The sequence below is a fragment of the Polaromonas sp. AET17H-212 genome (assembly GCF_002379085.1).
Lineage (GTDB): Bacteria > Pseudomonadota > Gammaproteobacteria > Burkholderiales > Burkholderiaceae_C > Polaromonas.
This window is the reverse complement of record NZ_NBZW01000004.1, coordinates 63,695-87,618: the sequence shown is the minus strand read 5'-3', so window position 1 is coordinate 87,618 and position 23,924 is coordinate 63,695. Positions and strand designations below refer to the sequence as shown.

General features: G+C 63.3%; 22 protein-coding genes and 2 riboswitches. Of the genes, 13 read left to right on the top strand and 9 right to left on the bottom strand.

Going from position 1 to position 23,924, the window contains the following annotated elements:
- Positions 1-106: 106 nt before the first annotated feature.
- The gene (locus B7G53_RS05750; RefSeq protein WP_217992592.1) at positions 107-1,024 is read right to left on the bottom strand and encodes a hypothetical protein; all 918 of its coding nucleotides are present in this window, start codon (positions 1,022-1,024) and stop codon (positions 107-109) included.
- Positions 1,025-1,141: 117 nt separating this feature from the next.
- The gene (locus B7G53_RS05745; protein ID WP_096664880.1) at positions 1,142-1,510 is read right to left on the bottom strand and encodes a carboxymuconolactone decarboxylase family protein; all 369 of its coding nucleotides are present in this window, start codon (positions 1,508-1,510) and stop codon (positions 1,142-1,144) included.
- Positions 1,511-1,727: 217 nt separating this feature from the next.
- On the opposite strand from B7G53_RS05745, the gene B7G53_RS05740 reads away from it, so the two are divergent.
- Positions 1,728-3,161, top strand: coding sequence for a catalase (locus B7G53_RS05740; RefSeq protein WP_096664877.1), 1,434 nt, complete (start codon positions 1,728-1,730; stop codon positions 3,159-3,161).
- A 206-nt stretch (positions 3,162-3,367) separates the two neighbouring features.
- Positions 3,368-3,943: a peroxidase-related enzyme gene (locus B7G53_RS05735; RefSeq protein WP_096664874.1), complete on the top strand. Its 576-nt coding sequence runs from the start codon at positions 3,368-3,370 to the stop codon at positions 3,941-3,943.
- A gap of 19 nt (positions 3,944-3,962) precedes the next feature.
- Here the strand turns inward: B7G53_RS05735 and B7G53_RS05730 are convergent, their stop codons facing one another.
- From B7G53_RS05730 to B7G53_RS05720, 3 genes are all read right to left on the bottom strand, one after another.
- The gene (locus B7G53_RS05730) at positions 3,963-6,389 is read right to left on the bottom strand and encodes a Lon protease family protein (RefSeq protein ID WP_096664870.1); all 2,427 of its coding nucleotides are present in this window, start codon (positions 6,387-6,389) and stop codon (positions 3,963-3,965) included.
- A gap of 199 nt (positions 6,390-6,588) precedes the next feature.
- Complete coding sequence (locus B7G53_RS05725; RefSeq protein WP_096664868.1) at positions 6,589-7,008, bottom strand: acyl-CoA thioesterase; 420 nt, start codon at positions 7,006-7,008, stop codon at positions 6,589-6,591.
- An 88-nt stretch (positions 7,009-7,096) separates the two neighbouring features.
- On the bottom strand, positions 7,097-7,879 hold the full coding sequence (locus B7G53_RS05720; RefSeq protein ID WP_096664865.1) for an SDR family oxidoreductase: 783 nt from the start codon (positions 7,877-7,879) through the stop codon (positions 7,097-7,099).
- A 139-nt stretch (positions 7,880-8,018) separates the two neighbouring features.
- On the opposite strand from B7G53_RS05720, the gene B7G53_RS05715 reads away from it, so the two are divergent.
- The 9 genes from B7G53_RS05715 (at position 8,019) to B7G53_RS05675 (ending at position 19,560) form a co-directional block, all read left to right on the top strand.
- Entirely contained in the window at positions 8,019-9,704 is a 1,686-nt protein-coding gene (locus B7G53_RS05715) for an electron transfer flavoprotein-ubiquinone oxidoreductase (protein WP_096664862.1), read from the top strand.
- A 117-nt stretch (positions 9,705-9,821) separates the two neighbouring features.
- Positions 9,822-10,820 carry a D-erythronate dehydrogenase gene (denD, locus tag B7G53_RS05710; RefSeq protein ID WP_096664859.1) on the top strand — a complete coding sequence of 333 codons (999 nt, stop codon included), beginning with the start codon at positions 9,822-9,824 and terminating at the stop codon, positions 10,818-10,820.
- 86 nt (positions 10,821-10,906) lie between these two features.
- Positions 10,907-11,893 carry a TRAP transporter substrate-binding protein gene (locus tag B7G53_RS05705; protein WP_096664856.1) on the top strand — a complete coding sequence of 329 codons (987 nt, stop codon included), beginning with the start codon at positions 10,907-10,909 and terminating at the stop codon, positions 11,891-11,893.
- A gap of 87 nt (positions 11,894-11,980) precedes the next feature.
- Positions 11,981-12,475, top strand: a complete 495-nt coding sequence (locus B7G53_RS05700; protein ID WP_096664853.1) for a TRAP transporter small permease — start codon at positions 11,981-11,983, stop codon at positions 12,473-12,475.
- A 49-nt stretch (positions 12,476-12,524) separates the two neighbouring features.
- Positions 12,525-13,802, top strand: a complete 1,278-nt coding sequence (locus tag B7G53_RS05695; RefSeq protein ID WP_096664850.1) for a TRAP transporter large permease — start codon at positions 12,525-12,527, stop codon at positions 13,800-13,802.
- A 182-nt stretch (positions 13,803-13,984) separates the two neighbouring features.
- A riboswitch (glycine riboswitch) is annotated at positions 13,985-14,087 on the top strand.
- Between the two features lie 23 nt (positions 14,088-14,110).
- A riboswitch (glycine riboswitch) is annotated at positions 14,111-14,212 on the top strand.
- A gap of 43 nt (positions 14,213-14,255) precedes the next feature.
- Positions 14,256-15,398, top strand: coding sequence for a glycine cleavage system aminomethyltransferase GcvT (gene gcvT, locus B7G53_RS05690; RefSeq protein WP_096665122.1), 1,143 nt, complete (start codon positions 14,256-14,258; stop codon positions 15,396-15,398).
- A gap of 25 nt (positions 15,399-15,423) precedes the next feature.
- On the top strand, positions 15,424-15,792 hold the full coding sequence (gcvH, locus tag B7G53_RS05685) for a glycine cleavage system protein GcvH (RefSeq protein WP_096664846.1): 369 nt from the start codon (positions 15,424-15,426) through the stop codon (positions 15,790-15,792).
- A gap of 106 nt (positions 15,793-15,898) precedes the next feature.
- Complete coding sequence (gcvP, locus tag B7G53_RS05680; protein WP_096664843.1) at positions 15,899-18,793, top strand: aminomethyl-transferring glycine dehydrogenase; 2,895 nt, start codon at positions 15,899-15,901, stop codon at positions 18,791-18,793.
- A gap of 314 nt (positions 18,794-19,107) precedes the next feature.
- Positions 19,108-19,560, top strand: coding sequence for a pyridoxamine 5'-phosphate oxidase family protein (locus tag B7G53_RS05675; protein WP_096664841.1), 453 nt, complete (start codon positions 19,108-19,110; stop codon positions 19,558-19,560).
- Positions 19,561-19,892: 332 nt separating this feature from the next.
- On the opposite strand, the gene B7G53_RS05670 is transcribed toward B7G53_RS05675, so the two are convergent.
- Positions 19,893-20,369 carry a hypothetical protein gene (locus tag B7G53_RS05670; protein WP_141396296.1) on the bottom strand — a complete coding sequence of 159 codons (477 nt, stop codon included), beginning with the start codon at positions 20,367-20,369 and terminating at the stop codon, positions 19,893-19,895.
- A 171-nt stretch (positions 20,370-20,540) separates the two neighbouring features.
- A complete protein-coding gene (locus tag B7G53_RS05665) occupies positions 20,541-20,774 on the bottom strand; it encodes a hypothetical protein (RefSeq protein WP_096664835.1) in 234 nt (77 codons plus the stop codon).
- Positions 20,775-21,082: 308 nt separating this feature from the next.
- On the opposite strand from B7G53_RS05665, the gene B7G53_RS05660 reads away from it, so the two are divergent.
- On the top strand, positions 21,083-22,093 hold the full coding sequence (locus B7G53_RS05660) for a ribonuclease Z (RefSeq protein ID WP_096664832.1): 1,011 nt from the start codon (positions 21,083-21,085) through the stop codon (positions 22,091-22,093).
- Between the two features lie 3 nt (positions 22,094-22,096).
- On the opposite strand, the gene B7G53_RS22985 is transcribed toward B7G53_RS05660, so the two are convergent.
- Complete coding sequence (locus B7G53_RS22985) at positions 22,097-22,600, bottom strand: hypothetical protein (RefSeq protein WP_217992591.1); 504 nt, start codon at positions 22,598-22,600, stop codon at positions 22,097-22,099.
- Positions 22,601-22,667: 67 nt separating this feature from the next.
- Here B7G53_RS22985 and B7G53_RS05650 point away from each other — a divergent pair, with 67 nt between their 5' ends.
- Positions 22,668-23,111: a phage holin family protein gene (locus tag B7G53_RS05650; RefSeq protein WP_441338964.1), complete on the top strand. Its 444-nt coding sequence runs from the start codon at positions 22,668-22,670 to the stop codon at positions 23,109-23,111.
- A 121-nt stretch (positions 23,112-23,232) separates the two neighbouring features.
- Here the strand turns inward: B7G53_RS05650 and B7G53_RS05645 are convergent, their stop codons facing one another.
- The gene (locus tag B7G53_RS05645) at positions 23,233-23,898 is read right to left on the bottom strand and encodes an alpha/beta hydrolase (RefSeq protein ID WP_096664827.1); all 666 of its coding nucleotides are present in this window, start codon (positions 23,896-23,898) and stop codon (positions 23,233-23,235) included.
- Positions 23,899-23,924: the final 26 nt, after the last annotated feature.

The following is a 23,924-nucleotide window of genomic DNA, read 5'->3' as shown; positions in this document are numbered from 1 at the left end:
TGAACAAGGCAATCAAGTATTTCATGCTGGCGATATTGCGAACTTGAGCTTTATCAACTGGACAGCATGAACCAGAACTGCCCACGCGCGGCATGCGGCTTTCCGCCTAAGGTGCCGTCTGCTGTCGCTGGTACTCCTTGCGTTTCATGTCGAGGTAGGCGGCGCGGTCGACCTCATGCAACTGGCGGGCATATTTCTCAGTCGCCGCGAACCAGCCCTCCAGACCTTTCTCCAGCCGTTGCGATGGCGGCGCCGACAGTGCGTCGAGGTAGGTCTCGATTGCGAGGTAGTAGCGCATCGTGTTTCGCTCCACCACACCGCGCACCCCGCCGATAAGCGCCTGCGGCTCGCCAGGAGCACCCGCTGCGACTGGCGTGAAACCAACCTTTCCGCGGCCGAGGGTTGCCAGGTACAGCTGCATGGCGACACGCCCCGTGCGACCGTAGGAGAACGAGTACCGCATATGAATGAAGCTTTGGCCTTCCGCCAGCGGGATGGCCTCCAGCAGGATCCGGTAATCGTGGGTGTCCAGCGGACCATCCGCAGCTTCAAGCTCGATATCGAGGTAGTCCGGCTCCACGACCGCCGCGCGGTAGGAAAAGAGAACCGTGGACGCCTCCACCAGCGGCCGGTCATGCTTGCGACCGATCCGCACATCCAGCTCAGTCGCCCCCCCGTCGGTTCTGGCGCGGCAAAACTTGATGTTCAGATGCAGGATCAGCATGTCACACCAGTGCCTGGGGTCGCTCAGCGCAGCACTGACCGACCCGAACGGGTGCTTGACCAGGGCATAGACGTCACCCTCCAGCTGATCGGCGCGTTCAGTCGATGCCAGGTACAGGGGACCCTGGAATTGATTGCTGGCAAGTTGAGGACCCAGCGCAACGAGTTTGGCACGCAAAGCGGCCGGTCCAAGCGCCTGTGAGCCACCGGCACTCCAGGCGGGCATGGCCAGCCCCAGCCAGAATGGCAACACAATCGAGTAGCGGGCGACCCGCCGGATGGCATGGATAAACCACATCATGTTGCCATTATTGGCAGCCGTTTCGCCATGCGCTTTGCGGCAGGTCAAGACCTGTCACACCAATGCACAGGAAACCCCGTCCGGCCGGCTGGCCGGCTGGCCGGCAGTTTCCCCTTCCTACTTGCCGTCAATCACCTCGGCCGCGCTGCGGAAGGCATCCACCGCCGTGGGCACACCGCAGTAAACGGCGGCGTGCAGCAACACCTCCTGAATCTCCGCGGAGGTTGCGCCGTTGTTGAGCGCACCGCGCACATGCGCCTTGAGTTCATGCTGCTTGCCGAGCGCCGTGAGCATGGCCACGGTGATCAGGCTTCGCGTCTTGAGCTCCAGGCCCGGCCGCTGCCAGACATCGCCCCAAGCCTTGGCGGTGATGTGTTCCTGAATCGGACGGGTGAAATCGGTGGCGTTGGCGAAAGCATTGGTTACAAAATCTTCGCCCATCACCTGCTTGCGGGTGGCGAGGCCTTTGTCGAATTGAGATTCCATGGGTTGTGCGCTCCTGGGCAAATCACCAGCATAGCCGCTGACTCCCCATAAGCCTGCGCCTATCGCGGCCTTGAGCAATGACTATGGACTTGCCATTGCTCTTTAAATAGTCAAGAGCGAAAATAAACCACCAACCAATAGCATAAAACTATTAATTGACCGCCACCTTGTCGCCTGCGCCGACAAGGCCAGCCCCATAAACCGGAAGGAACGCACCATGACCAAATTAACCACCGCCGCCGGCGCACCGGTCCCCGACAACCAGAACACCATGACCGCCGGCCCGCGCGGCCCGGTGCTGCTGCAGGACGTCTGGCACCTTGAAAAGCTGGCGCATTTTGCCCGCGAAGTGATTCCCGAGCGCCGCATGCATGCCAAGGGTTCGGGTGCCTTCGGCACCTTCACCGTGACGCACGACATCACCAGATACACCAAAGCCAAAATCTTTTCCGCCATCGGCAAGAAAACCGACCTGGCGATCCGTTTTTCCACGGTGGCGGGCGAGCGCGGCGCTGCCGACGCCGAGCGCGACATCCGTGGCTTTGCGATGAAGTTTTATACCGAAGAGGGCAACTGGGACCTGGTCGGCAACAACACGCCGGTGTTCTTTCTGCGCGACCCGTTGAAGTTTCCCGACCTGAACCGCGCCGTCAAGCGCGACCCGCGCACCAACATGCGCAGCGCCGAAAACAACTGGGACTTCTGGACCCTGCTGCCCGAAGCCCTGCACCAGGTCACCATCGTCATGAGCGACCGCGGCCTGCCCAGGTCCTACCGTCACATGCACGGCTTCGGCAGCCACACCTTCAGCTTCCTGAATGCGCAGAACGAGCGCTTCTGGGTCAAGTTCCACCTGCCCACACAGCAGGGCATTGACAACCTGACCGATGCCGAAGCCGAAGCCCTGGTCGGCAAGGACCGCGAAAGCGCGCAGAACGATCTGCTCAACGCCATCGACAACAAGGACTTTCCGCGCTGGAAGCTGCAGATCCAGGTCATGCCCGAAAAAGACGCGGCGACCTACCACCTGAACCCGTTCGACCTGACCAAGGTCTGGCCGCACAAGGACTACCCGCTGATCGACGTCGGCGTGCTGGAACTCAACCGCAACGCCGAAAACTACTTTGCCGAAATCGAGCAGCTCGCCTTCAACCCGGCCAATGTGGTGCCGGGCATCAGCTTCTCGCCCGACAAGATGCTGCAGTCGCGCCTGTTCTCCTACGGCGATGCGCAGCGCTACCGCCTGGGCGTGAACCACCACCAGATTCCGGTAAACGCGCCTAAGTGCCCCTTCCACAGCTACCACCGCGACGGCGCCATGCGTGTCGACGACAACAAGGGCGCGGAGATTGGCTATGAGCCCAACAGCAAGGGCTCGTGGCAGGAACAGCCGGATTTTGCCGAACCGCCGCTGTCGATTGAAGGCGCAGCCGATCACTGGAACCACCGCGTCGACGAGGACTACTACTCGCAGCCGGGCAACCTGTTCCGGCTGATGACACCGGCGCAGCAGCAGGCGCTGTTTGAGAATACCGCCCGCTCGGTTGGTGGCGCCTCGAAGGCCATCCAGGAGCGGCATATTGCCAATTGCACCAAAGCCGACCCGGCTTATGGCGCGGGGGTGGCCAGCGCATTGAAAGCGCTGGGCTGATTTGGTGTGATCTCCCCGCGCTGCTTGCGCGGCCCGACAAAAAGCGCGTGGCCTTCACCACGCGCTTTTTTTATGGGCGCTAACTGCTTGCCCTGGCGTCATGCTGACCGGTTCGCGCCCCGGCCAGCCGGCAGACCCGACCTCCCCTGATCCACCTCACACTGAACGTATCATTGCCAAAACAGTCACCCGCAATGAGACACCCCATGACCACCAGATACCCCCTGCCCGACCTCAACACCTTGCCCGACGACATCAAAGCCAAAGTGCTGGAGGTGCAGGAAAAAGCCGGCTTTGTCCCCAATGTGTTTCTGGCGCTGGCGCGCCGCCCGGCAGAGTGGCGTGCCTTTTTTGCCTACCATGACGCATTGATGTTGCGCGAAGAGTCGGGCCTGAGCAAAGGCGACCGCGAGATGATCGTGACCACCACAAGTGCGGCCAACCACTGCCTGTATTGCGTGGTGGCGCATGGCGCGCTCTTGCGGATTTACGAGAAAAAGCCGCTGGTGGCCGACCAGGTGGCGGTGAACTACCGCAAGGCCGACATCACGCCGCGCCAGCGCGCCATGCTGGACTTTGCGATGAAAGTCTGCCAGAAGTCGGACGAGGTGGAAGACGCCGACTTTGCCGCGCTGCATGCCCACGGTTTCGACGACGAGGACATCTGGGACATCGCCGCGATCACCGCCTTCTTCGGCCTGTCCAACCGCATCGCCAGTTTTTCCAGCATGATGCCCAACCCCGAGTTTTACCTGATGGGCCGGCTGCCGAAACAGAAATAGCAGCCAGCACGGACCCCGGTCAGCGCAGTTTGCCGGGTTTGCGTTCAGGCTTGTGCTGCTCCGCGCGCTGGCAGGAACGCCGGAAATCCTCCAGCGTTTTCTGCGCACCGCCAAGCACGCTGTCAGCCGGGTAAACGCCCGCCGCGTTCAACTCGCCAAACGACGCACCGGTGAGCAGTTCCAGGCCATCGCTGGCATGTTCGGCCGTATAGATGTGGAACCGTCCCGCGGCCACCGCCTCCACCACCTTGCGCTCAAGCATCAGGTGGCGCCGGTTGCGGTGCGGAATCAGCACCCCCTGGCTACCGTCCAGCCCGACAATCTCACAGCTGCGGAAGTAGCCCTCGATTTTTTCGTTGATCCCGCCCACCGGCAGCATGTCGCCATGCTGGTTGATCGCACCGGTCACGGCGACACCTTGTTTCAGCGGCAACCCCGACAGGGACGACAGCAGCACATACAGTTCGGCGCAGGAAGCGGAATCGCCTTCGACGCCGTGGTACTCCTGCTCGAAAACAATGGCCGCATTCAGCGCCAGCGGCGCAAGATGGGCAAACAGCGCCGACAGGTAGCTGTGCAGGATGAGCACCCCCTTGTCATGGATGGGGCCGGAAAGCTCCACCTCGCGCTCCACGTTGAGCAGGCCCTCGTCGCCGGCGTAGGTGCGTGCCGTGACACCCACCGGGAAACCAAAACGGTAGTCGCCCAGGTCAATCACGGTCAAGGCATTGAGCTGCCCGACCTTCGCGCCGGTCAAGACCAGCAGCCGCTCCCCATCCGCAATGGTTTCCTGCTGGCGCTGTTCGAGGTAATCGTGCCTGTAGTTGCGGGCACGAAGCGCCGCCTCGACGTCCTGCAGGTCCACCAGGAGGGCGCCCCGCGCGCGGCACATGGAGGCGCTCTCCATCACCAGGGCCTCGGTGCGGGCAAAGATGGCGCTCTGGCGGGCCTGGTCGTCCACCTCGCGGTGGGAGTCTTCCAGCAGGCGCGCGACGGCCGCTGCAGAAAAGTGGGGGAAGCCCATCTTGCGGCAGGTGTGCGCCACAAAAATCGCCGACGCCCGGCGGGTATCCGCGCTGGCCGGAAAACTTTCGGCAACGTCCACCTTGCAGCGGAAACGGCGGGTGAATTCCGGATCGGTCTCCTGCAGGAGGTAGTACTCCTCGACCGAGCCGATCAGGATGATCTTGACATCCGCATCGACCGGTTCGGGCTCCAGCGCCACGGCGGCCATGGGCGAATACGTCACGCCGGACTCCTCGATCTGGACAAGGCCGCTGCGCAGGAAGCGGCGCAGCTTTTCCCACACCAGATCATCGGCCAGCAGGTCGTTCAGGTGCAGCATCAGGAAGCCGCCGTTCGCCTTGAGCAGGCTGCCCGCGCGTATGCGCGAGAAATCCGTCACCCGCACGTCGTTGTCGGACTGGTACTCGATGCTGCCAAACAGCCGGCGCAGCAGGGGGTTGTCCTCGACCATCACCGGCGCGCCGGTCAGGCCATGGTTATCCACCACCAGGTTGACCCGGTAACGGCCCAGCACGGAGGCCAGCGCCTCCAGCCGGACCTCCTCGTCCGTGTCGCCCGCCTGGAACAGCTCCAGGTTTTCAAGCACATCGTGCAGGACCAGGTCGAGGTAGTTGCCCAGCTTGACCGAGTCCTTGATCTGTTTGCGCAGCTCGTTGCGGATCTCCTGCAGCTCGTGCTCCACCATCGGCTTGACCACCTGGCGGCGCAAGGCCGCCAGGCCTTCGTGCAGGACCCGTTCCATGGACCGGGTTTTGTCGAGAAAGCGGGCGATTTCGGCACGCAGTTCCTGCTCGGCGCGGTCAATCTCGACACGCCGCTCTTTCGGCAGGGCCAGCGCCTCGCTTTCGGTCAGGGCCCGGCCCTTGTCATCCCTCAGGGTGAAGACCAGATGGCCCGCCTCGCGAAACAAGGAAAAGTTCCGGGCTTCGGCAAACGCATCCAGCTCCGCATAGGCCGGGTCCTCTTCCGCCTTGTAACTTTTTTCGATGCGCTCGCTTTCCGTGCGGAAATCCTGGTCCACCAGTCGTTTGGGAATTTCCGCCTGCAGCGTTTTGGTCAACTGCAGCATGAGCTGGCGCAGCAGCCGGCCCTGCCCGGCCGGCATGCGCAAGGCCCGGGGCCGCTCCGGGGCGTCGAAGTTGTGGAGATAACAGAGGTCCGGGGGCACAGGCCGGCTGGCCGCCGCCGCATTCATCATCTGCAGCAGCAGGGTCGATCTTCCCGTGCCGACCTCGCCCAGCACAAAAAGGTTGTAGTCGGGCTGCGCCATCGCCAAGCCAAAGCGGGCCGCGGTTTCGGCACGCTGCTGGCCGATCCAGTGCATCGGCTGGTCCAGCAGTTCGGACGTGTCCGCAAACCCCAGAAGCCCGGGGTCGATGGCCAGACAGAGGTCAGCGGGAAGGACTTTGGCGACAGGCATGGGTCTGGCAAGTTGGTTGGATTCCCGGATTTTGCGCTCAGAGGCTGAGAGTTTGTTGGTCGTGCCCGAGTAGCGCGCCAAAACGGGCCCAATCGAGGCGCAAAGCACAGCCATAGCTCGGGCTATGGCGCGCATTTGCAACGACGAGTGGGGGCGTTTTGGCGTGATAAGCGGGTAGGAACAAAAGACTCTCAGCCTCTCAACTGACCAGTTGGCGCATCCAGTCCGGCAAGGCGGCGGCCTTCTGGCTCGGAAAGTCGACCCAGATCGTCGTGGCACCACCGGCGGCGTAGATCACCCCGGGCTGGTCGGCGCGCTCCATCGTGCCCCAGCTCTCGAAGGTGGTGCGTGCCGGGTCGCTGACGTACATCTTGACCAGCACGTCGCCCGGATATTCGAGCTGCTTGTAGAAATTGCAGAACGCGTTGACGATGACCGGGCCTTCGCCCTGGGGGTCGGGCACACAACCGATCGAATGCATCCAGTCGATGCGGACCGTTTCCAGGTAACGAAAATAGCTGGTGTTGTTGACGTGGCCCATGGCGTCCATATCACCCCACCGGATCGGGACGCGCATTTCAAAAACCAGTTTCTTGATGTCGGGAATGTCAATTTTCATGGCGCTGTGGAGAAGAGGAAGAGTCAAAAAGGAAGAACAAAAGACGGAAGGGGGATGACTGAAGACCCAGCGCTCGGCGACGCTTGCCTCAGAGCCCGAAGCCGTCGTCTGCCGCAATGACAGCACCGTTGATGAAATGGCTCTGCCCGCTGGCCAGCAGCACCAGCAGCGCGTCCAGGTCCTCCGGCTTGCCGATGCGCTTGCGCGGCAGCATCTGCACCAGCTTTTTTCCCTGCTCGGTTTCCCAGTGATGGTGGTTGATCTCGGTGTCGATGTAGCCCGGGCAGATGGCGTTGACGTTGATGCCGAACTTGCCCCACTCCAGCGCCATGGCCTTGGTCATCTGCACCACCGCCGCCTTGCTCATGCAGTACACGCCGATCTGCGGCAACACGCGCAGACCCGCCATGGAGGCAATGTTGATGATCTGCGCGCCGGAAAAGGCACCCGGCGCCGCGCCGCGCGACCGCGCCAGCATGCGTTTGCCGACTTCCTGCGCCACAAAAAAAGCGCCCCTGACATTGGTGCCGAAAATGAAGTCGTAGTCATCCTCGCCGACGTCCTGGATGCGCTGCGTCGTACTCACGCCGGAGTTGTTGACGAGGATGTCAATCGGGCCGACCTCGGTTTCGGCGTGCGCCACCGCCGACTTGATGCTCGCATGGTCGGTCACATCCAGCGTGACCACATGCGCATCGCCGCCTTCGGCCTCGATCTGCGCGCGCAGATCCTTGAGCTTGTCCATCCTGCGGCTGGCCAGCACCACCGCTGCACCGGCACGGCTCAGGGTTTTGGCAAACTGGGCACCCAGGCCGCCGGATGCGCCGGTCACGAGCGCGACACGCCCTGAAAGATCCAGGCTGTAAGCCATTAGAGGGTCCTCTCGATAAAAGGGGGCCGAGGCGAACAAGGGTTCGACCCGGTGGATTCAAGACATAAAATCAGGCGCAGAGCTGCGGCCGTTACCTGACGGACAACCGTCCCTGAAATTCATTATCAGCGAGTCCACCATGAATAACCAAGAGATCCTGGCCCAGTTCGGCCCCCGTGAAGCCATGGAATACGACGTGGTCGTGGTCGGCGGCGGCCCCGGCGGTCTGGCCACGGCCATTCGGCTGAAACAGCTGGCCGCAGAAAAAGGCACGGAGCTTTCCGTGGTGGTGCTTGAAAAAGGCTCCGAGCCCGGCGCGCACATTCTCTCAGGCGCGGTCATGGACCCCAAGGCCCTCACCGAGCTGATTCCGGACTGGAAAGAACTCCAAGCCCCGCTCAACCAACCCGTGACCAGCGACGAGGTGCTGTTCCTCAGTGAAACGGGTGCGACCAAAACACCGGCGTTTTTTGTGCCCGAGTGTTTTCACAACGAAGGCAATTACGTGGTCAGCCTCGGCAACGTGGTGCGCTGGCTGGCGCAGCAGGCTGAGAACCTGGGGGTGGAAATCTTCCCCGGCTTCGCAGCCGCCGAAGTGCTTTACAACGACAACGGCTCGGTCAAGGGTGTGGCCACCGGCAACCTGGGTGTCGGCAAGGACGGCCAGCCGACGGACCACTTCCAGCTCGGCATGGAACTGCACGGCAAGTACACGATTTTTGCCGAAGGCGCGCGCGGCCACCTCGGCCGCCAGCTCATGGCGCAGTTCAAGCTCAACGACGGCAAGGACCCGCAGGCCTATGCGCTGGGCATCAAGGAACTCTGGGAGATCGACCCGGCCAAACACAAGCCGGGCCTGGTGGTGCACACCGCTGGCTGGCCCATGGACAGCCAGACCTATGGCGGCGGCTTCATGTACCACCTGGAAGACAACAAGGTCACGCTGGGCCTGGTGGTCGGCCTCGACTACAGCAACCCCTGGCTCAGCCCGTTCGAGGAAATGCAGCGTTGGAAAACGCACCCCAGCATCAAGGCCTACCTCGAAGGCGGCAAACGCATCAGCTACGGCGCGCGTGCCATCACGGCCGGTGGCCTGGTCAGCCTGCCCAAAACCGTGTTCCCCGGCGGCGCGCTGATCGGCTGCGAAGCCGGTTACCTCAATGCCGCACGCATCAAGGGCAGCCACGCCGCCATCAAAACCGGCATGCTCGCGGCCGAAGCCGCCTTCGACGCCGTGACCGCGGGCCGCCAGCACGACGAACTGAGCGCCTATCCGCAAGCCTTTGCCAAAAGCTGGCTGCATGCTGAGCTGAACCAGTCACGCAATTTCAAACAATGGTTCAAGAAAGGCGTGTATGTCGGCGCCTTCATGACCGGCATCGAGCAGTGGCTGCTGCCCAAACTGGGCATTCGCAACCCGCCGTGGACGCTGCGCCGCAAGGTGGCCGACCATGCCACGCTCAAACCGGCGGCCGAGTGCCCGCAGATTGTTTACCCCAAACCCGACAACAAGATCACCTTTGACCGCCTGAGTTCGGTGTTTGTCTCCAACACCAACCATGAAGAGCAGCAACCGGCACACCTGACCCTCAAGGACGCCAGCGTGCCGGTCAACATCAACCTGGCGACCTATGCCGGGCCGGAGTCGCGTTACTGCCCGGCCGGCGTCTATGAGTTTGTGAAAAATCCCGACAACAGCGACCGCCTGCAGATCAACGCGCAGAACTGCGTGCACTGCAAGACCTGCGACATCAAGGACCCGACCCAAAACATCGTCTGGGTCACGCCCGAGGGCGGCGGCGGCCCCAACTACAGCGGCATGTAAAATCGCCGCCCGGCGCGTGCGCCCCTGGAAAAGCGGAAACCGCCGGCCTGCCCGGCCCGAACCTTCACCCGCCGCAACGCCCTTTCCGATCAACATTCAGAAAAGACCCGATCTCCCATGAACATTGTCATTACCGGCGGCGCCGGTTTCCTGGGCGTTCGCCTGGCCCGTGAACTGCTCCGACAAGGCACGCTGTCCCTGGCTGGCAGCCCCGCGCAACCCATCACCCGCGTGACCCTGGTGGACAGGGCGGCACCACCGGCCGACCTGATGGCCGACAGCCGGGTTCGCGCGGTCGAGGGGGACCTGAACGCCCTGCTCGAAGCAGACCCGGCCTCCAGCCCCGTGATCGCCAGGGACACAGCCGTGGTTTTTCACCTCGCCGCTGCGGTCAGCGGTGAATGCGAAGCCGATTTCGACCTCGGCATGCGCAGCAACCTCGACGCCACGCGTGCCCTGCTGGAGACCTGCCGGCGCCTGAAGACCTCGCCGACAGTGGTGTTTGCCAGTTCACTGGCCGTGTTCGGCAATTCCCCCGAACAACCCCTGCCCGCGGTGATTGAAGACACCACCTTGCCGACGCCCCAGAACAGCTACGGCATCCAGAAATTCATCGGCGAGCAGCTGGTGGCCGACTATGCCCGCAAGGGTTTTGTCCGCGGCCGCAATGTGCGCCTGATGACCGTGAGTGTGCGCCCCGGCAAACCCAACGGCGCGGCCTCCAGCTTCCTGAGCGGCATGATCCGTGAGCCGCTGGCCGGCGTGCGAGCCGCGTGCCCGGTGGCGCCCGACACCCCGGTGGCGCTGTCCTCGCCCAGCCGCACCATCCACGGCCTGATCCGGGCCGCCGAGGCCAGCGACGCCGACTGGGGCGCGCGCACCGCCATCAACCTGCCAGCCCTCAAGACAACCCCCGGCGAGATGGCGGCGGCGCTGGAGCGCCTGGCAGGCAAGGAGGTTGCCGGGCTGATCGACTGGACGCCGGACGCCGCGATTGCCAACATCGTGACCAGCTGGCCGGCCCACATCGACGCGGCGCGGGCTCGCCGGCTGGGCTTGCTGCCCGACGCCAATTTCGATGCCATCATCGGAGAGTACTTAAGCGAAAACCCCTAGGCGGCACAGTCCGCCAGGAGGTGAAAATTGCAAGTTGTATGACAACTTTTCCCTCCACCCCTTTTTTCACCCCGAGGAGACACTCCATGACTTTTTTCAAACCCACGCTGACCCGGCTCGCCCTGGGCATGACGCTGGCACTCGGCCTGGTAGCTGGTGCAGCAGCGCAGACGACCATGAAGATCAGCATCTCGACGTCGCAGAACTCCCACCAGGGCGTGGCCATCGACACCTTCGCCAAGGAAGTGGAAAAGCGCACCGGTGGCCGCTACAAGGTCCAGACCTTCTACAACGGCTCCCTCGGCGGCGAGCGCGAGTCCATCGAGGCCGTGCAGCTGGGCACCCAGGAACTGGCTTTCTCGTCGACCGGCCCGGTCCCCAACTTCGTGCCGGAAACCAAGATTCTCGACGTGCCTTTCCTGTTCCGCGACAAGGCCCACGCACGTGCGGTGCTGGACGGCCCGATCGGCCAGGACCTGCTCGTCAAGTTCGAAGCCAAGGGCTTCAAGGCATTGGCTTGGGGCGAAAATGGTTTCCGCCACATGACCAACAGCAAGCGTGACGTGAAGGTGCCCGAGGACCTGAAGGGCCTGAAAATGCGCACCATGGAAAATCCGGTGCACATTGCAGCCTACAAGGGCTTCGGCATCATCACCACCCCCATGGCTTTCCCCGAGGTGTTCACCGCTCTGCAGCAGGGCACGGTTGACGGCCAGGAAAACCCGCTGTCGGTCATCATTGCGTCCAAGTTTGACCAGGTCCAGAAACACCTGTCGCTGACCGGCCACGTCTACTCGCCCTGCATCTGGGTGATGAACAAGGCCGTCTTCGACAAACTCAGCGCTGCCGACAAGAAGGCCTTCCTCGAAGCTGCCGCTGAAGGCACCAAGGCCAACCGCGCCCGTGTCGACGAAGACGACGCCAAGGGCGTGGCCGACCTGCGCGCCAAGGGCATGACCGTGATCGACAACGTCGACAAGGCCAAGTTCGTCGCCGCCCTGGCACCCGTGAACGCCGAATTTGAAAAGCAGTTCGGCAAGGCCAACATCGACAAGATCCGCAGCGTCAAGTAAGCGGCCTCGTTCGCTACTTTTTTTGTAGCTGAACACGCCCGCAGCCATTAGGCTTGCGGGCGTTTTCCTTGTAGAACCGGTATTCCCATGAAAAACACCTTTCTCGAAATCGAACGCTGGACCACGGGGTTTGCCACGCTGGTGGCCTGCCTCATGATGGTGATTGCATCTTCGCTGGGCATGTTCCAGATCGTGACGCGCTTCGTGCTCGAGCAGCCGGCCGAGTGGACCGAGATCCTGATCCGCCTGTCGCTGATCTGGATGGTCTTCATGGGCATACCGGCGGCCTTCCGCCAGGGCGCCATGGTCAGCGTCGATGTGCTGTACCGCTGGAGCCCGATCAAGGTCAAGCGCCTCCTCGACTGGGTGGTCTGCCTGGCCGCCCTGGCCCTGATCGGCGTCATCATCTGGTGGGGCTGGGACTACGCCATCCGCGGGCAGGTGCAGTCCATGGCGGGCCTGGAGTCCATTTCCATGTTCTGGGGTTATGTGGCCATGCCGATAGGCGGCATGTTCTGCGTGATCGGCATCATCGGCAACCTGCTGGATCCGCAGCGCGAAGAACTGGAGACGGCGACATGAGCTGCATCATCAACACCACTGACAACAACTTTTTTCCGGGGATTGCACAATGACCGCCGTCATGTTGACCACCATGATCGTGTGTTTTGCACTGACGATCTCCGTTGCCGTGTCCATCGGACTGGCTTCCATCTTCGGCATCCAGGCGTCCAACGCCCACATGCTGATCTCCGTCAAGGAGATGTTCAACGCCATCAACAAGTTTCCGCTGGCGGCCATTCCGTTTTTCATCCTGGCCGGCAACCTGATGGAGACCGGCGGCATTTCGCGCCGCCTGGTCGAGTTTGCGAAAAGCATTGTCGGCGGCGTGCAGGGCGGCCTGCCCATGACCTGCGTGCTGACCTGCATGATTTTTGCCGCGGTCTCCGGCTCGTCGGTGGCCACCACGTTTGCGGTCGGCGCGATCCTGATTCCCGCCCTGATCAAACACGGCTACCCCACCAGCTACGCCGCGGCCCTGCAGGCCACCAGCGCCGAACTCGGCGTGATCATTCCACCCTCGATTCCGCTGATCCTGTACGGCGTCAGCGCCGAGGTCTCGATCGGTGAGCTGTTCATCGCCGGCGTCGGGCCGGGCATCCTGATCAGCCTGTCGCTGATGGCGTTTGTCTATGTGTATTGCAAGATCAAGGGTTGGGGCAAGAACGACGGCGACGGGCGCCTGGGTTTCTTCAAGGCCACCTTGCAGGCCGGCTGGGCCCTGCTGATGCCGGTCATCATTCTTGGCGGCATCTATGGCGGCATCTTCACGCCGACCGAGGCGGCGGCCGTGGCGGTGTTCTACGCGCTGATCGTCGGTGGGGTGATCTACCGCGAAATCAAGCTGCCGACGCTGGCGCTGGTGCTGCGCAAGTCGGTGATCTCCAGCGCCGTCATCATGTTCATCATCGCCAATGCCGGGCTGTTCGCCTTCCTGATCACGCGTGCCGGCGTGCCCGATGCGATTGGCCGCTGGCTGGAAGCCGTGCTGCAGTCCCCCGCCCTCTTCCTGCTGGGTGTCAACGCTGCGCTGTTCATCATCGGCATGTTCATCGAAACCAGCGCCGCCATCATCGTGCTGGCGCCCATCCTGGCCCCCGTGGCCATGCACTTCGGCATCGACCCGGTGCATTTCGGCCTGGTGATGGTCGTGAACCTGGCGCTCGGCATGATCACGCCGCCGTTCGGCGTCAACCTGTTTGCGGCCTGCACTGTCGCCAAAATATCGCTGGACCGGATCATCACCCACCTGATCCCGTTCGTGCTGGTGATCCTGGCCTGCCTGATGGTGATCACTTATTTCCCGGCCGTCGCGCTGACCCTGCGCGATCTGGTCTATGCCAAGTAAATAGGGCCCCCACGCTCCCCCACTGCGTGTGGGTCGCTGCCCCCCGAGGGGGCGCTGCGCCTGCGGACCGGCAAAGCCGGCTCCGCGGCCCCTGCTTGAAAAGATCCACGCGCCCGAAACATGGGGCGTTGCCTCGACAGCGCGCTGCGCCTGCGGGCCGGCTGTCCCGGCCTTGGGCTACACTTACGCGGTCAGGAGAGAGTTTTCCTCGCGAAAACCGCCGAAGGCGCATGCGGCACCCCAATGGTGCGCTGAACGCTCAGGCAAAAGGACTGGCAACCGCCACCCGGGCGATCATTTTCCGGGCGGCGTTCCCTACTGGAGAGAGGCCATCCTCGAGGTGGTCCACCGAAGGAGCAAACCTGCATCGCCAGGCGAATCTCTCAGGTAAAGAGGACAGCAGGGGCAGCCCATGGCTTATGGCCATGTTGTATGTTTGCCCCGGAGAACGCCTTGTCCGCCATCGCCCCTGAACTGCTGAAAACACCGCTTTACGACCTGCACCTGGAACTGGGCGCGCGCATGGTGCCGTTTGCCGGTTATGCCATGCCGGTGCAATACCCGGCCGGCCTGATGGCCGAGCACCACCACACGCGCCAGGCCGCCGGCCTGTTTGATGTCTCGCACATGGGCCAGCTGCGCCTGGTCGGTGCCGGCGCCGCGGCCGCGCTGGAAACCCTGATCCCGGTCGATGTGATCGACCTGCCCGCCGGCAAGCAGCGCTACGGCCTGCTGCTCAATGAGGACGGCGGCATCATCGACGACCTGATGTTCTTCAACCGCGACTACCTGAACGGCGGCGACATCTTCGTCATCGTCAACGGCGCCTGCAAGGTCGGCGACATCGCGCATATTCAGGCAAATATCGGCACGCGCTGCGAGGTCATTCCCATGCCCGAGATGGCGCTGCTGGCACTGCAGGGCCCGCAGGCCGTCACCGCGCTGTCGCGCCTAGCCCCCGGCGTCGAGAAGCTGGTGTTCATGACCGGCGGGCGTTTTAGCGTCGCCGGTTGCGACTGCTTTCTCACCCGCAGCGGCTACACCGGCGAAGACGGTTTCGAGATTTCCGTGCCTGCCGCGCAGGCCGACACGCTGGCCCGCGCCCTGCTGGCCCAGCCCGAAGTCAAACCGGTCGGCCTGGGCGCGCGCAATTCGCTGCGGCTCGAAGCCGGCCTGTGCCTCTACGGCAACGACATCGACACCACCACCACACCGGTCGAAGCCAGCCTCAACTGGGCGATCCAGAAAGTGCGCCGCACCGGCGGTGCACGGGCCGGCGGTTTTCCGGGTGCCGACAGGGTGCTGGCGCAACTGGCCGACCCCGCCGCGCTGACGCGCAAACGCGTGGGCCTGGTGGCGCTGGAGCGCATTCCCGTGCGCGACCACACGGCCCTGCAAAGCCTGGACGGCACGCCGATGGGCGAAGTCACCAGCGGCCTGCTCGGCCCCAGCATCGACAAACCCGTGGCCATGGGCTACGTGAAGCCTGAGTTCTCGGCCATCGGTACACGCGTGAACGCCATCGTGCGTGGCAAACCTGTGCCCATGGAAGTCAGCCCCATGCCTTTTGTTCCGAATCGCTATTTCCGCGGTTGAAATTTTTATTATTCTGGAGAACCCCATGATCAAGTACACCGAAGACCACGAATGGATCAACGTTGACGGCGACATCGCCACCGTCGGCATCACCCCCCACGCGCAGGACGCACTCGGCGACGTGGTGTTTGTCGACCTGCCTTCCGTCGGCAGCACGCTGGCGCAAAAAGAGGTCGCCGGTGTCGTCGAATCGGTCAAGGCCGCGGCCGACGTCTACATGCCCATCAGCGGCGAGGTCACCGAAGTCAACGAAGCCCTGCGCGACGACCCCTCGCTGGCCAACACCGACCCGCTGGGCGCCGGCTGGTTCTTCAAGGTGAAGCTGTCTGACAAGTCGCAACTGGACGCGCTGATGGATGAGACCAGCTACACCACCTTTTCCGCAACAGCGTAAATAGCAGCCCTCCCGCCCCACCGTTCGGACAGAGCCTGTCGAAGTCTTGCCTCACTGTTCACTGCCCCTTCGACAAGCTCGGGGCCAACGAATCCTGGAAACCGCCATGTTGATGCCCACCGCCAAGCCGCTGCGCGAGCTTGAAAATACTTCCGAGTTCATTGCCCGCCACATCGGCATCGATGAGGCTGACGAAACCCACATGCTCAGCGTCGTGGGTTCTGCGTCCCGGCGTGCGCTGATCGACGGCATTGTGCCGCGCAGCATTGCCCGCAGCCAGGCGATGGCCATCCCGGCGCCCGTCACCGAAGCGGCCGCCCTGGCCGAACTGAAAGCCATGGCGGCGAAGAACAAGGTTTTCAGGAGTTTCATCGGTCAGGGTTATTACGGCACGCACACGCCCGGCGTGATCCTGCGCAACATCCTGGAAAACCCCGCCTGGTACACCGCCTACACGCCTTACCAGGCTGAAATTTCCCAGGGCCGCATGGAGGCGCTCATCAACTTCCAGACCATGGTCTGCGACCTGACCGGCATGCCGATCGCCAACGCCTCCATGCTCGACGAAGCCACGGCCGCCGCCGAAGCCATGACCCTGGCCAAACGCAGCGTCAAGAGCAAAAGCAATGTCTTCATCGTTGCCGGCGACTGCCACCCGCAGACCATCGAGGTGATCCAGACGCGTGCGAAACCGCTGGGCATCGAGGTCAAGGTCAGCACCGCCGCCGCGACCGTGCCGCAGCTGATGGCCGAGGGCCCCTACTTCGGCGTGCTGGCGCAGTACCCGGCCACCACCGGCAGCATCCATGACCTGCGGCCGCTGGCCGGCCAGGCCCATGTGGATGGCGCCGCCCTGTGTGTGGCCGCCGACCTGCTGGCACTGACCTTGCTGGCGCCTCCCGGCGAATGGGACGCCGACATCGTGCTGGGCAACACCCAGCGCTTCGGCGTGGCCATGGGCAACGGCGGGCCGCACGCGGCCTACCTCGCCTGCCGCGATGAGTTCAAGCGCTCCATGCCGGGCCGGCTGGTGGGCGTCAGCATCGACGTGCATGGCAACCCGACCTACCGCCTGGCGCTGCAGACCCGCGAGCAGCACATCCGCCGCGAAAAAGCCACCTCCAACATCTGCACCGCGCAGGTGCTGCCGGCCGTGCTGGCCAGCATGTACGCGGTGTACCACGGGCCGCAGGGCCTCAAGCGTATTGCCCAGCGCGTGGCCAGCTACACCGCGATTTTTGCGCGCGGCGTGCAGCAGATGGGCTACGACATCGCCAACGCCAGCGCCTTCGACTCGGTCACCATCAAGACCGATGACGCGACCCATGCGATCGCTGAACGCGCGCGCCAGTCGGGGGCCAACCTGCGCTGCCGCCTGACCAACCACCTGGGCGTGTCGCTGGATGAAACCACCACGCGCGAAGACCTGGAGATGCTCTGGTCCTTCTTCGTCAAGCCCGGCCAGCCGATGCCGCGCCTGAGCGACTTTGAAAAAGGCGTGGAGCCGCTGATCCCCGAAGATCTGCGCCGCACCAGCGACTTCCTGACGCACCCGGTGTTCAACACCCACCACTCCGAGACCGGCATGCTGCGCTACATCCGCATGCTCAGCGACAAGGACCTGGCGCTGGACCGCAGCATGATCCCGCTGGGCAGCTGCACCATGAAACTCAACGCGACCAGCGAGATGATTCCCGTCACCTGGCCCGAGTTTGCCAACATCCACCCGTTTGCGCCGCCCGACCAGTTGCAGGGTTATGCCGAACTCGACCAGCAGCTGCGCGACTGGCTGTGCCAGGCCACCGGTTACGCCGGCATCAGCCTGCAGCCCAACGCCGGCTCGCAGGGAGAATACGCCGGCCTGCTGGTCATCAAGGCCTGGCTGGAAGCCAATGGCCAGGGCCACCGCAACATCTGCCTGATCCCTTCGTCGGCCCATGGCACCAACCCGGCCAGCGCGCAGATGGCCGGCATGACAGTGGTGGTGACCGCCTGCGATGCCCAGGGCAACGTTGACATGGCCGACCTGAAAGCCAAGTGCGAACAGCACAGCGCGAACCTGGCCTGCATGATGATCACCTACCCCAGCACCCACGGCGTGTTCGAGACGCAGGTGAAAGAGCTGTGCGCCCTGGTCCACAGCCATGGCGGCCGTGTTTACGTGGACGGCGCCAACATGAACGCGCTCGTCGGTGTGGCTGCCCCCGGCGAGTTCGGCGGCGACGTGAGCCACCTGAACCTGCACAAGACCTTCTGCATTCCGCACGGCGGCGGCGGCCCCGGTGTCGGCCCGGTCTGCGTCGTAGCCGACCTCGTGCCCTACCTGCCTGGCCACGCCACGGCGGGCCTGCCGGTCAACGGCGTGGGCGCGATTTCAGCAGCCCCTTTGGGCAATGCGGCCGTGCTGCCGATCAGCTGGATGTACTGCCGCATGATGGGCCCCGAAGGCCTGCAACAGGCGACCGAAGTGGCCATCCTCAGCGCCAACTACATCAGCGCGCGGCTGAAGGACCATTACCCGACGCTGTACGCCAGCGAGAACGGCCATGTGGCGCACGAGTGCATCCTGGACCTGCGCCCGCTGAAGGAAACCAGCGGCGTCAGCGCCGAAGACGTGGCCAAGCGCCTGATGGACTACGGCTTCCACGCGCCCACCTTGAGCTTCCCCGTGCCCGGCACGCTGATGGTCGAACCGACCGAAAGCGAAACCCTGGCCGAGCTGGACCGCTTCATCAACGCCATGGTGGCCATCCGCGAAGAAATCCGCCAGATCGAAAACGGCAGCTGGCCGCAGGACAACAACCCGCTCAAACACGCGCCCCACACCGCCGCCAGCCTGCTGGGCGACACGTGGGACCGGCCGTATTCGCGCGAAACCGGTGCCTTCCCGCTGGCCTCGCTCAAGCAGGTCAAGTACTGGCCGCCCGTGGGCCGCGTCGACAACGTCTACGGCGACCGCAACCTGTTCTGCAGCTGCGTGCCGGTGGCCGATTACGCGTGAACCAGCGTCCCGGGCGCCCGCAGCCCCGGGCCTTTTTGCTACTGATTCAATAGCAGTCTCCGCCCGTCTTAAAAGGGTTGGAGGCCGATTTCACTTGAAGCCGGAGGTGGTAGCCAATCGCGCTGCCGCCTGACGCCCGATGGCCAGGCGGGTGGGAGGCCACCTGCCCCACACGGAGCGGCCGGTCACGGTCACTGCGCCAGCGGGCGAACCCGACCCGATGTCGTCAGCCCTTGACGGCGATCAAGGCCGCGCGGCCATGCCAGCCCAGAATGTCGTCGAACTTTCCCTTTTGACGATTGTGGAGGTGACCCATGAACGACGACATCAAGCGGAAAATCCTGGCGCTGCTGGACCAGCATCGCATCATGACGGTGGCGACGCTGCGGCCCGATGGCTGGCCCCAGGCCACGACGGTCGGCTATGTGAACGAGGGCCTGACGCTTTATTTTCTTTGCGGGCTGGACAGCCAGAAGGCAAACAACCTGGCGCGGGACAATCGGCTCTCGCTGACCATCGATGACGACACGGCGGACCTGATGGCCATCACCGGCCTGTCGATGGCCGCCCACGCGCAGGCGGTGACCGACCGGGCCGAAGCGGAGAAAGTCCTGCGCATGCTGCCGCTGAAATACCCGGAGGCAAAACCCCTGCCGATGAAGATGCCGGAGCCGGACGAGGTCCGCATCTTCCGCGTCACACCCGCGGTCATCTCCGTCCTTGATTACACCCAGGGCTTCGGGCATACGGATCTGGTCACTTGCTGATGGCGTCGTTCTCGCGGCCTTGCTCTCTTCCGCAAACCGGACGTTCTGCGGACCCGAATGGCCGAATCTGGCCGATGGGGGCTTCAGCGGCTTGCCGGTCCGTAGGATAGACCCGTTAAACGCACCCGTTGCCGGATCTGGCTTCGAATGGCGGCGGCGCCTTCCTCGGGGTACAAATGCGAAAGGATTTCCAATAACGCGTCGAACTCAGCCGACTTCTCGGAGCGTGGTTGCTTCGCCATTCTTGAAGCTGCTTAACGTCGGACGTGACCGGCAAACAAGAAAAGGAGCGGCGCAGCTGCGGATCGACTTTGGGCGTCCGCGTTGCCTTGTTAGGCTGGGTACACAAACCTCGTGCCCTCCGCTTCCTCGAGAAGATTCCCCCATATCGCCCATTCGGCCTGCGCAGGATCTAGGCAGGCTAGGACCCAGAGCGCTGCAATAGGAAGTTGCCGCGGCAGTGTGACCGAAGTGGGATCGAAGTGGATTCTTCTATTCACGTGGATCAGAACCGTGAGGTCATTGGCGCCGGTGTACTTCGACAGCCCATGGACCACTGCATCGAAGGTTGCACTCGCGTTCCTCTCCTCGGGTACTAGCTCCTTTATCTGAACCGGCGCGAAGTGCCGAACATCGTCTTCGATCCAGGTCGAGACGAAATCAGCATCCTCGAACTCACCTTTTGAGAAGAAGACTTTCAGTCCGGTTCGCTCACTGAAGCCATGGCAAAACAGCGCTCCAAGCCTGGCCTCACGCCACTCTTTGAGTTTGTTCGTCCGGAGCGTCCTTATCTCGGGATCGATCGTCACCGTCAGGATCCGTTCCTCAATGCGCCGCAAGCGTCTCAAAAACGGCACAGGATCACGGTACTCTCGTCTTGCTGCTTCACGCAAACGAATCGCGTCCATACACAGCCTAACGTTCGCGCCCACCCGCGCGCGTCAGCGCGTCGGGGTGAAGTGGGTAGTTAGGCATCACCATCATTGATCTTCGAAATCTTCGGCGGTCCATCCATTGCGACGCTGCAGCATGCTGCCGTGCTGAAGGTTGAGATCGTGAATCTCCGTCAGGTATTCGCGCGGCACTGATGTGGCTTCGTTCCATTCATTGCTAGGGTCGTACTTGGCGCGAATAGCGCGGTGCTTCGCTTGATATTCCCAGTATTCTTTCTCATCCAGTTTTTCTTGCTGGCCCGTGTTCGATATTCTGGCCATTACTTTCTCCTGAAAGTGGCTTGCAGCCTCGGCTACCCATGGATATGCCGTACAAATAAACACTTATAAATTTCCCATGAAATCCGGCACTCCTCCGCTGATGTCCACTCGCTTGCTGGATCAGATGCGCGAGCGCGCATGGTAGGAGCACTATAGCCTCAGCACCGGGAAGGTTGCTCTGCATCAGGTGGGGTTTCCGTTAGCCGGCATGGTCGCCAGGGGCCAAATGCAGCATCCACGCGACATCGACGCTCCTGGCCGTGCACAAGCGGGATAATGAGCCAACCTCCCAGCCCAAGGCCTCCGCCATGCGCTCCACCTTCAGCACTGAACTCGTCAACAACCCGCTGGACGACGCCGGGCTGTATGTTGATTTCATGTTCGAGAAGCGGGCGCTGCTGTTCGATCTGGGCGACCTCACGGTGCTGCCGGCCAAAAAGATACTGCGGATCTCGGATGTGTTTGTCACGCACACCCACATGGACCACTTCTACGGTTTCGACCGGCTGCTTCGCCTCTGCCTGGGCCGTCACAAACACATCCGCCTGTACGGCCCGCCCGGTTTTACGGCGCAGGTCGGGCACAAGCTTGCCGCCTACACCTGGAACCTGGTTGACAACTATCCCGGCGACTTCGTGATCGATGTCTGGGAGATCGACGCCGCCTGGCAGGCCCGGGGCACGCGCCTGCGCTGCCATCGGCATTTCCAGCCGGAGCCCCTCGCGCCGCGGCAGTTGCACGGCGGGGTGTTGCTCGATGAGCCGGGTTTCCGCGTTCGCGCGGCGTTTCTCGACCATGGGACGCCCTGCCTCGGCTTTGCGGTCGAGGAAAAAGTCCACGTCAACGTCTGGAAGAACCGGCTGGCCGGGCTCGGACTGGCCGTCGGGCCCTGGCTGAAGGACCTCAAGGCGGCAGTGATGCAGGGCGAACCCGACACCACGCCAGTGCGTGCCTTCTGGCGCGACCGCCACGGCGCGCATGAACGCGTGTTGCCTCTGGGAGAACTCAAGGCCGGGGTCCTGCGGCTGGTGCCGGGCGAGAAGATCGGCTACGTGACCGACGTCGCCTTTCACCCGGACAACGTGCAACGCATCACGGCCCTGGTGGCCGATGCCACGCAGCTGTTCATCGAATGTGTGTTCCTCGACCAGGACGCCGGCCATGGCGCCCGCAAGCTGCATCTCACCGCACGGCAGGCCGGCCACATCGCGCGTGCGGCCGGCGCCAGGCTGGTGATTCCCTTCCATTTCTCACCCCGCTATGCCGGCCGCGAAGACGAACTGCGCGCGGAGATGGAGGCGGCGCGGCAAGAAGTCTGAAGATCACGGCGCGTCAGCCGGCGCCTCGTCCACACCATACAGCTGCTTGTGCCCCCGGTCGGTGTACCTCTGCGCCACACGTTCGGCCACCTGCCTGTCCTTGAAGTAGCCCATGACCGCACGGTTGTTGTTGTCATCGCGTCGCCAGAGCAGCCAGCGGCGTTCACCCAGATCTTGGGACACCCACGGCAGGTCTTGCGGTGCCAGGCGAAACGCGGCGCAGATCTTGGCCACCAGCGGCGCCGGATAACGAACGTCGCCCCGGGCCAACACCTCCAGCAGATGGTCGGGTGGCGGGGCTTCACGCGCCGCATGCAAAAGGTAGACCTGGCCATCGTGTTCAATGACTGCGTGCCACTGCCCGGGTTGGCCGGGCGTGCCGGGCTCCCCTTGCGCAAATGCAAGACCAAATTGTCCTTCCGCCTGGGCCACGGTGAAGGGCAGCCGGCAGATCGCCGTCTCGGCGCCGTTGGCCACCCAATCGTCTGAATGCAGCTGGTGAATCATCGCTGGCGCTCCTTCTCACAAATGATCACGAAAAACAGGTACAGCCGCTGGTCAGGGACAGCCCGGTATGATTCCCGGCCATGCACCCACCCGCTCATCTGCCATGTTCGACCACCTGATCCTTTTCCTTCTGCACTGGGCCATCACCGCGCTGTCGCTCTGGCTGGCCAGTCGCGTCTTCCGGGGAATCAGCTTTGACGACACCTCGTCGCTGGTCATCTCGGCCCTGCTGCTCGGTTTTGCGAATGCCATTGTCAAGCCGCTGCTGATTGTCCTGACCTTGCCGCTGACCTTGTTGACCTTCGGCCTGTTCCTGCTGGTCATCAATGCCCTGATGATTTTGCTGGTCTCCGCGCTGGTGCGGGGCTTCAAGGTCTCGGGCTTCTGGACGGCCTTTTTTGCCAGCATCTTCATCGCCGTGTTGAGCTGGGTGATCGGTGCCTTCGTGCTGGTGGGCAGCGGGCCGGATGCCATCCAGATGCAGATGCCCGGCAGCGGCGTGTGGCTCTGAGTCCGGCAGACACCGGTTCGGCCCAGACATCACACCAAATCGGCCATCAGCCCAGACAGGACGGGCGCCAGCAGCTATCTTTTAAATAGCACACCCAGCCCGGCACCGGGGCGCAGGGTCCTCAGCCCGCGGCAGCGAGCTGCTGCAACCAGGCCATCGCCTCGCCCAGCTCCTGCTGGATGATCTCGTGCGCACTCGGGTAGTCGGCATAACGCAGCGTGATCGGCAGTGTTTGCGCCAGCGAGCGAATTGCATGCGCATTGGCCAGCGGGATCACCTGGTCGCGCGTGCCGTGGCTGAGCCAGAGCTGCCGGCCCTGCAGCGCCTCGGCCGGCGCCAGCAAAGGCAGCACCTGCGGCAGCAGGCGGCTGTGCATCACCATCGCCCCCTGCAGCAGCGCGGGTTGCGTCAGCAGCAGCGAGAGCGCCATGATGCCGCCCTGGCTGAAACCGCCGACCACCACACGCCCGGGAGCGATGCCCAGTTGCGTTGCCGCCGCGGCCACGGTCTGCGCGACCGTCTGCCGGCTGGCGACTTCCTGTGCTTCGTTGATGACTCGTTCACCCTGCGGCGTCACGCCAAACTCGAACCAGGCATAGGCGCGGGCACCCATCACGTTCGGGGCGCGCAGGCTCAGCACGTGGAAATTGGTCGGCACGTGCGGCGCCAGGCTGAACAGGTCATCCTCATTGCTGCCGACGCCATGCATCAGCACCAGCAGCCAGGGCTGGGCCGTACCCGCCGCCGCGGGACGGTGCAGGAAAGAAAGGGGCAAATCCATTGTCATCAGGGAACTCCGGGTTGGGCAAACAG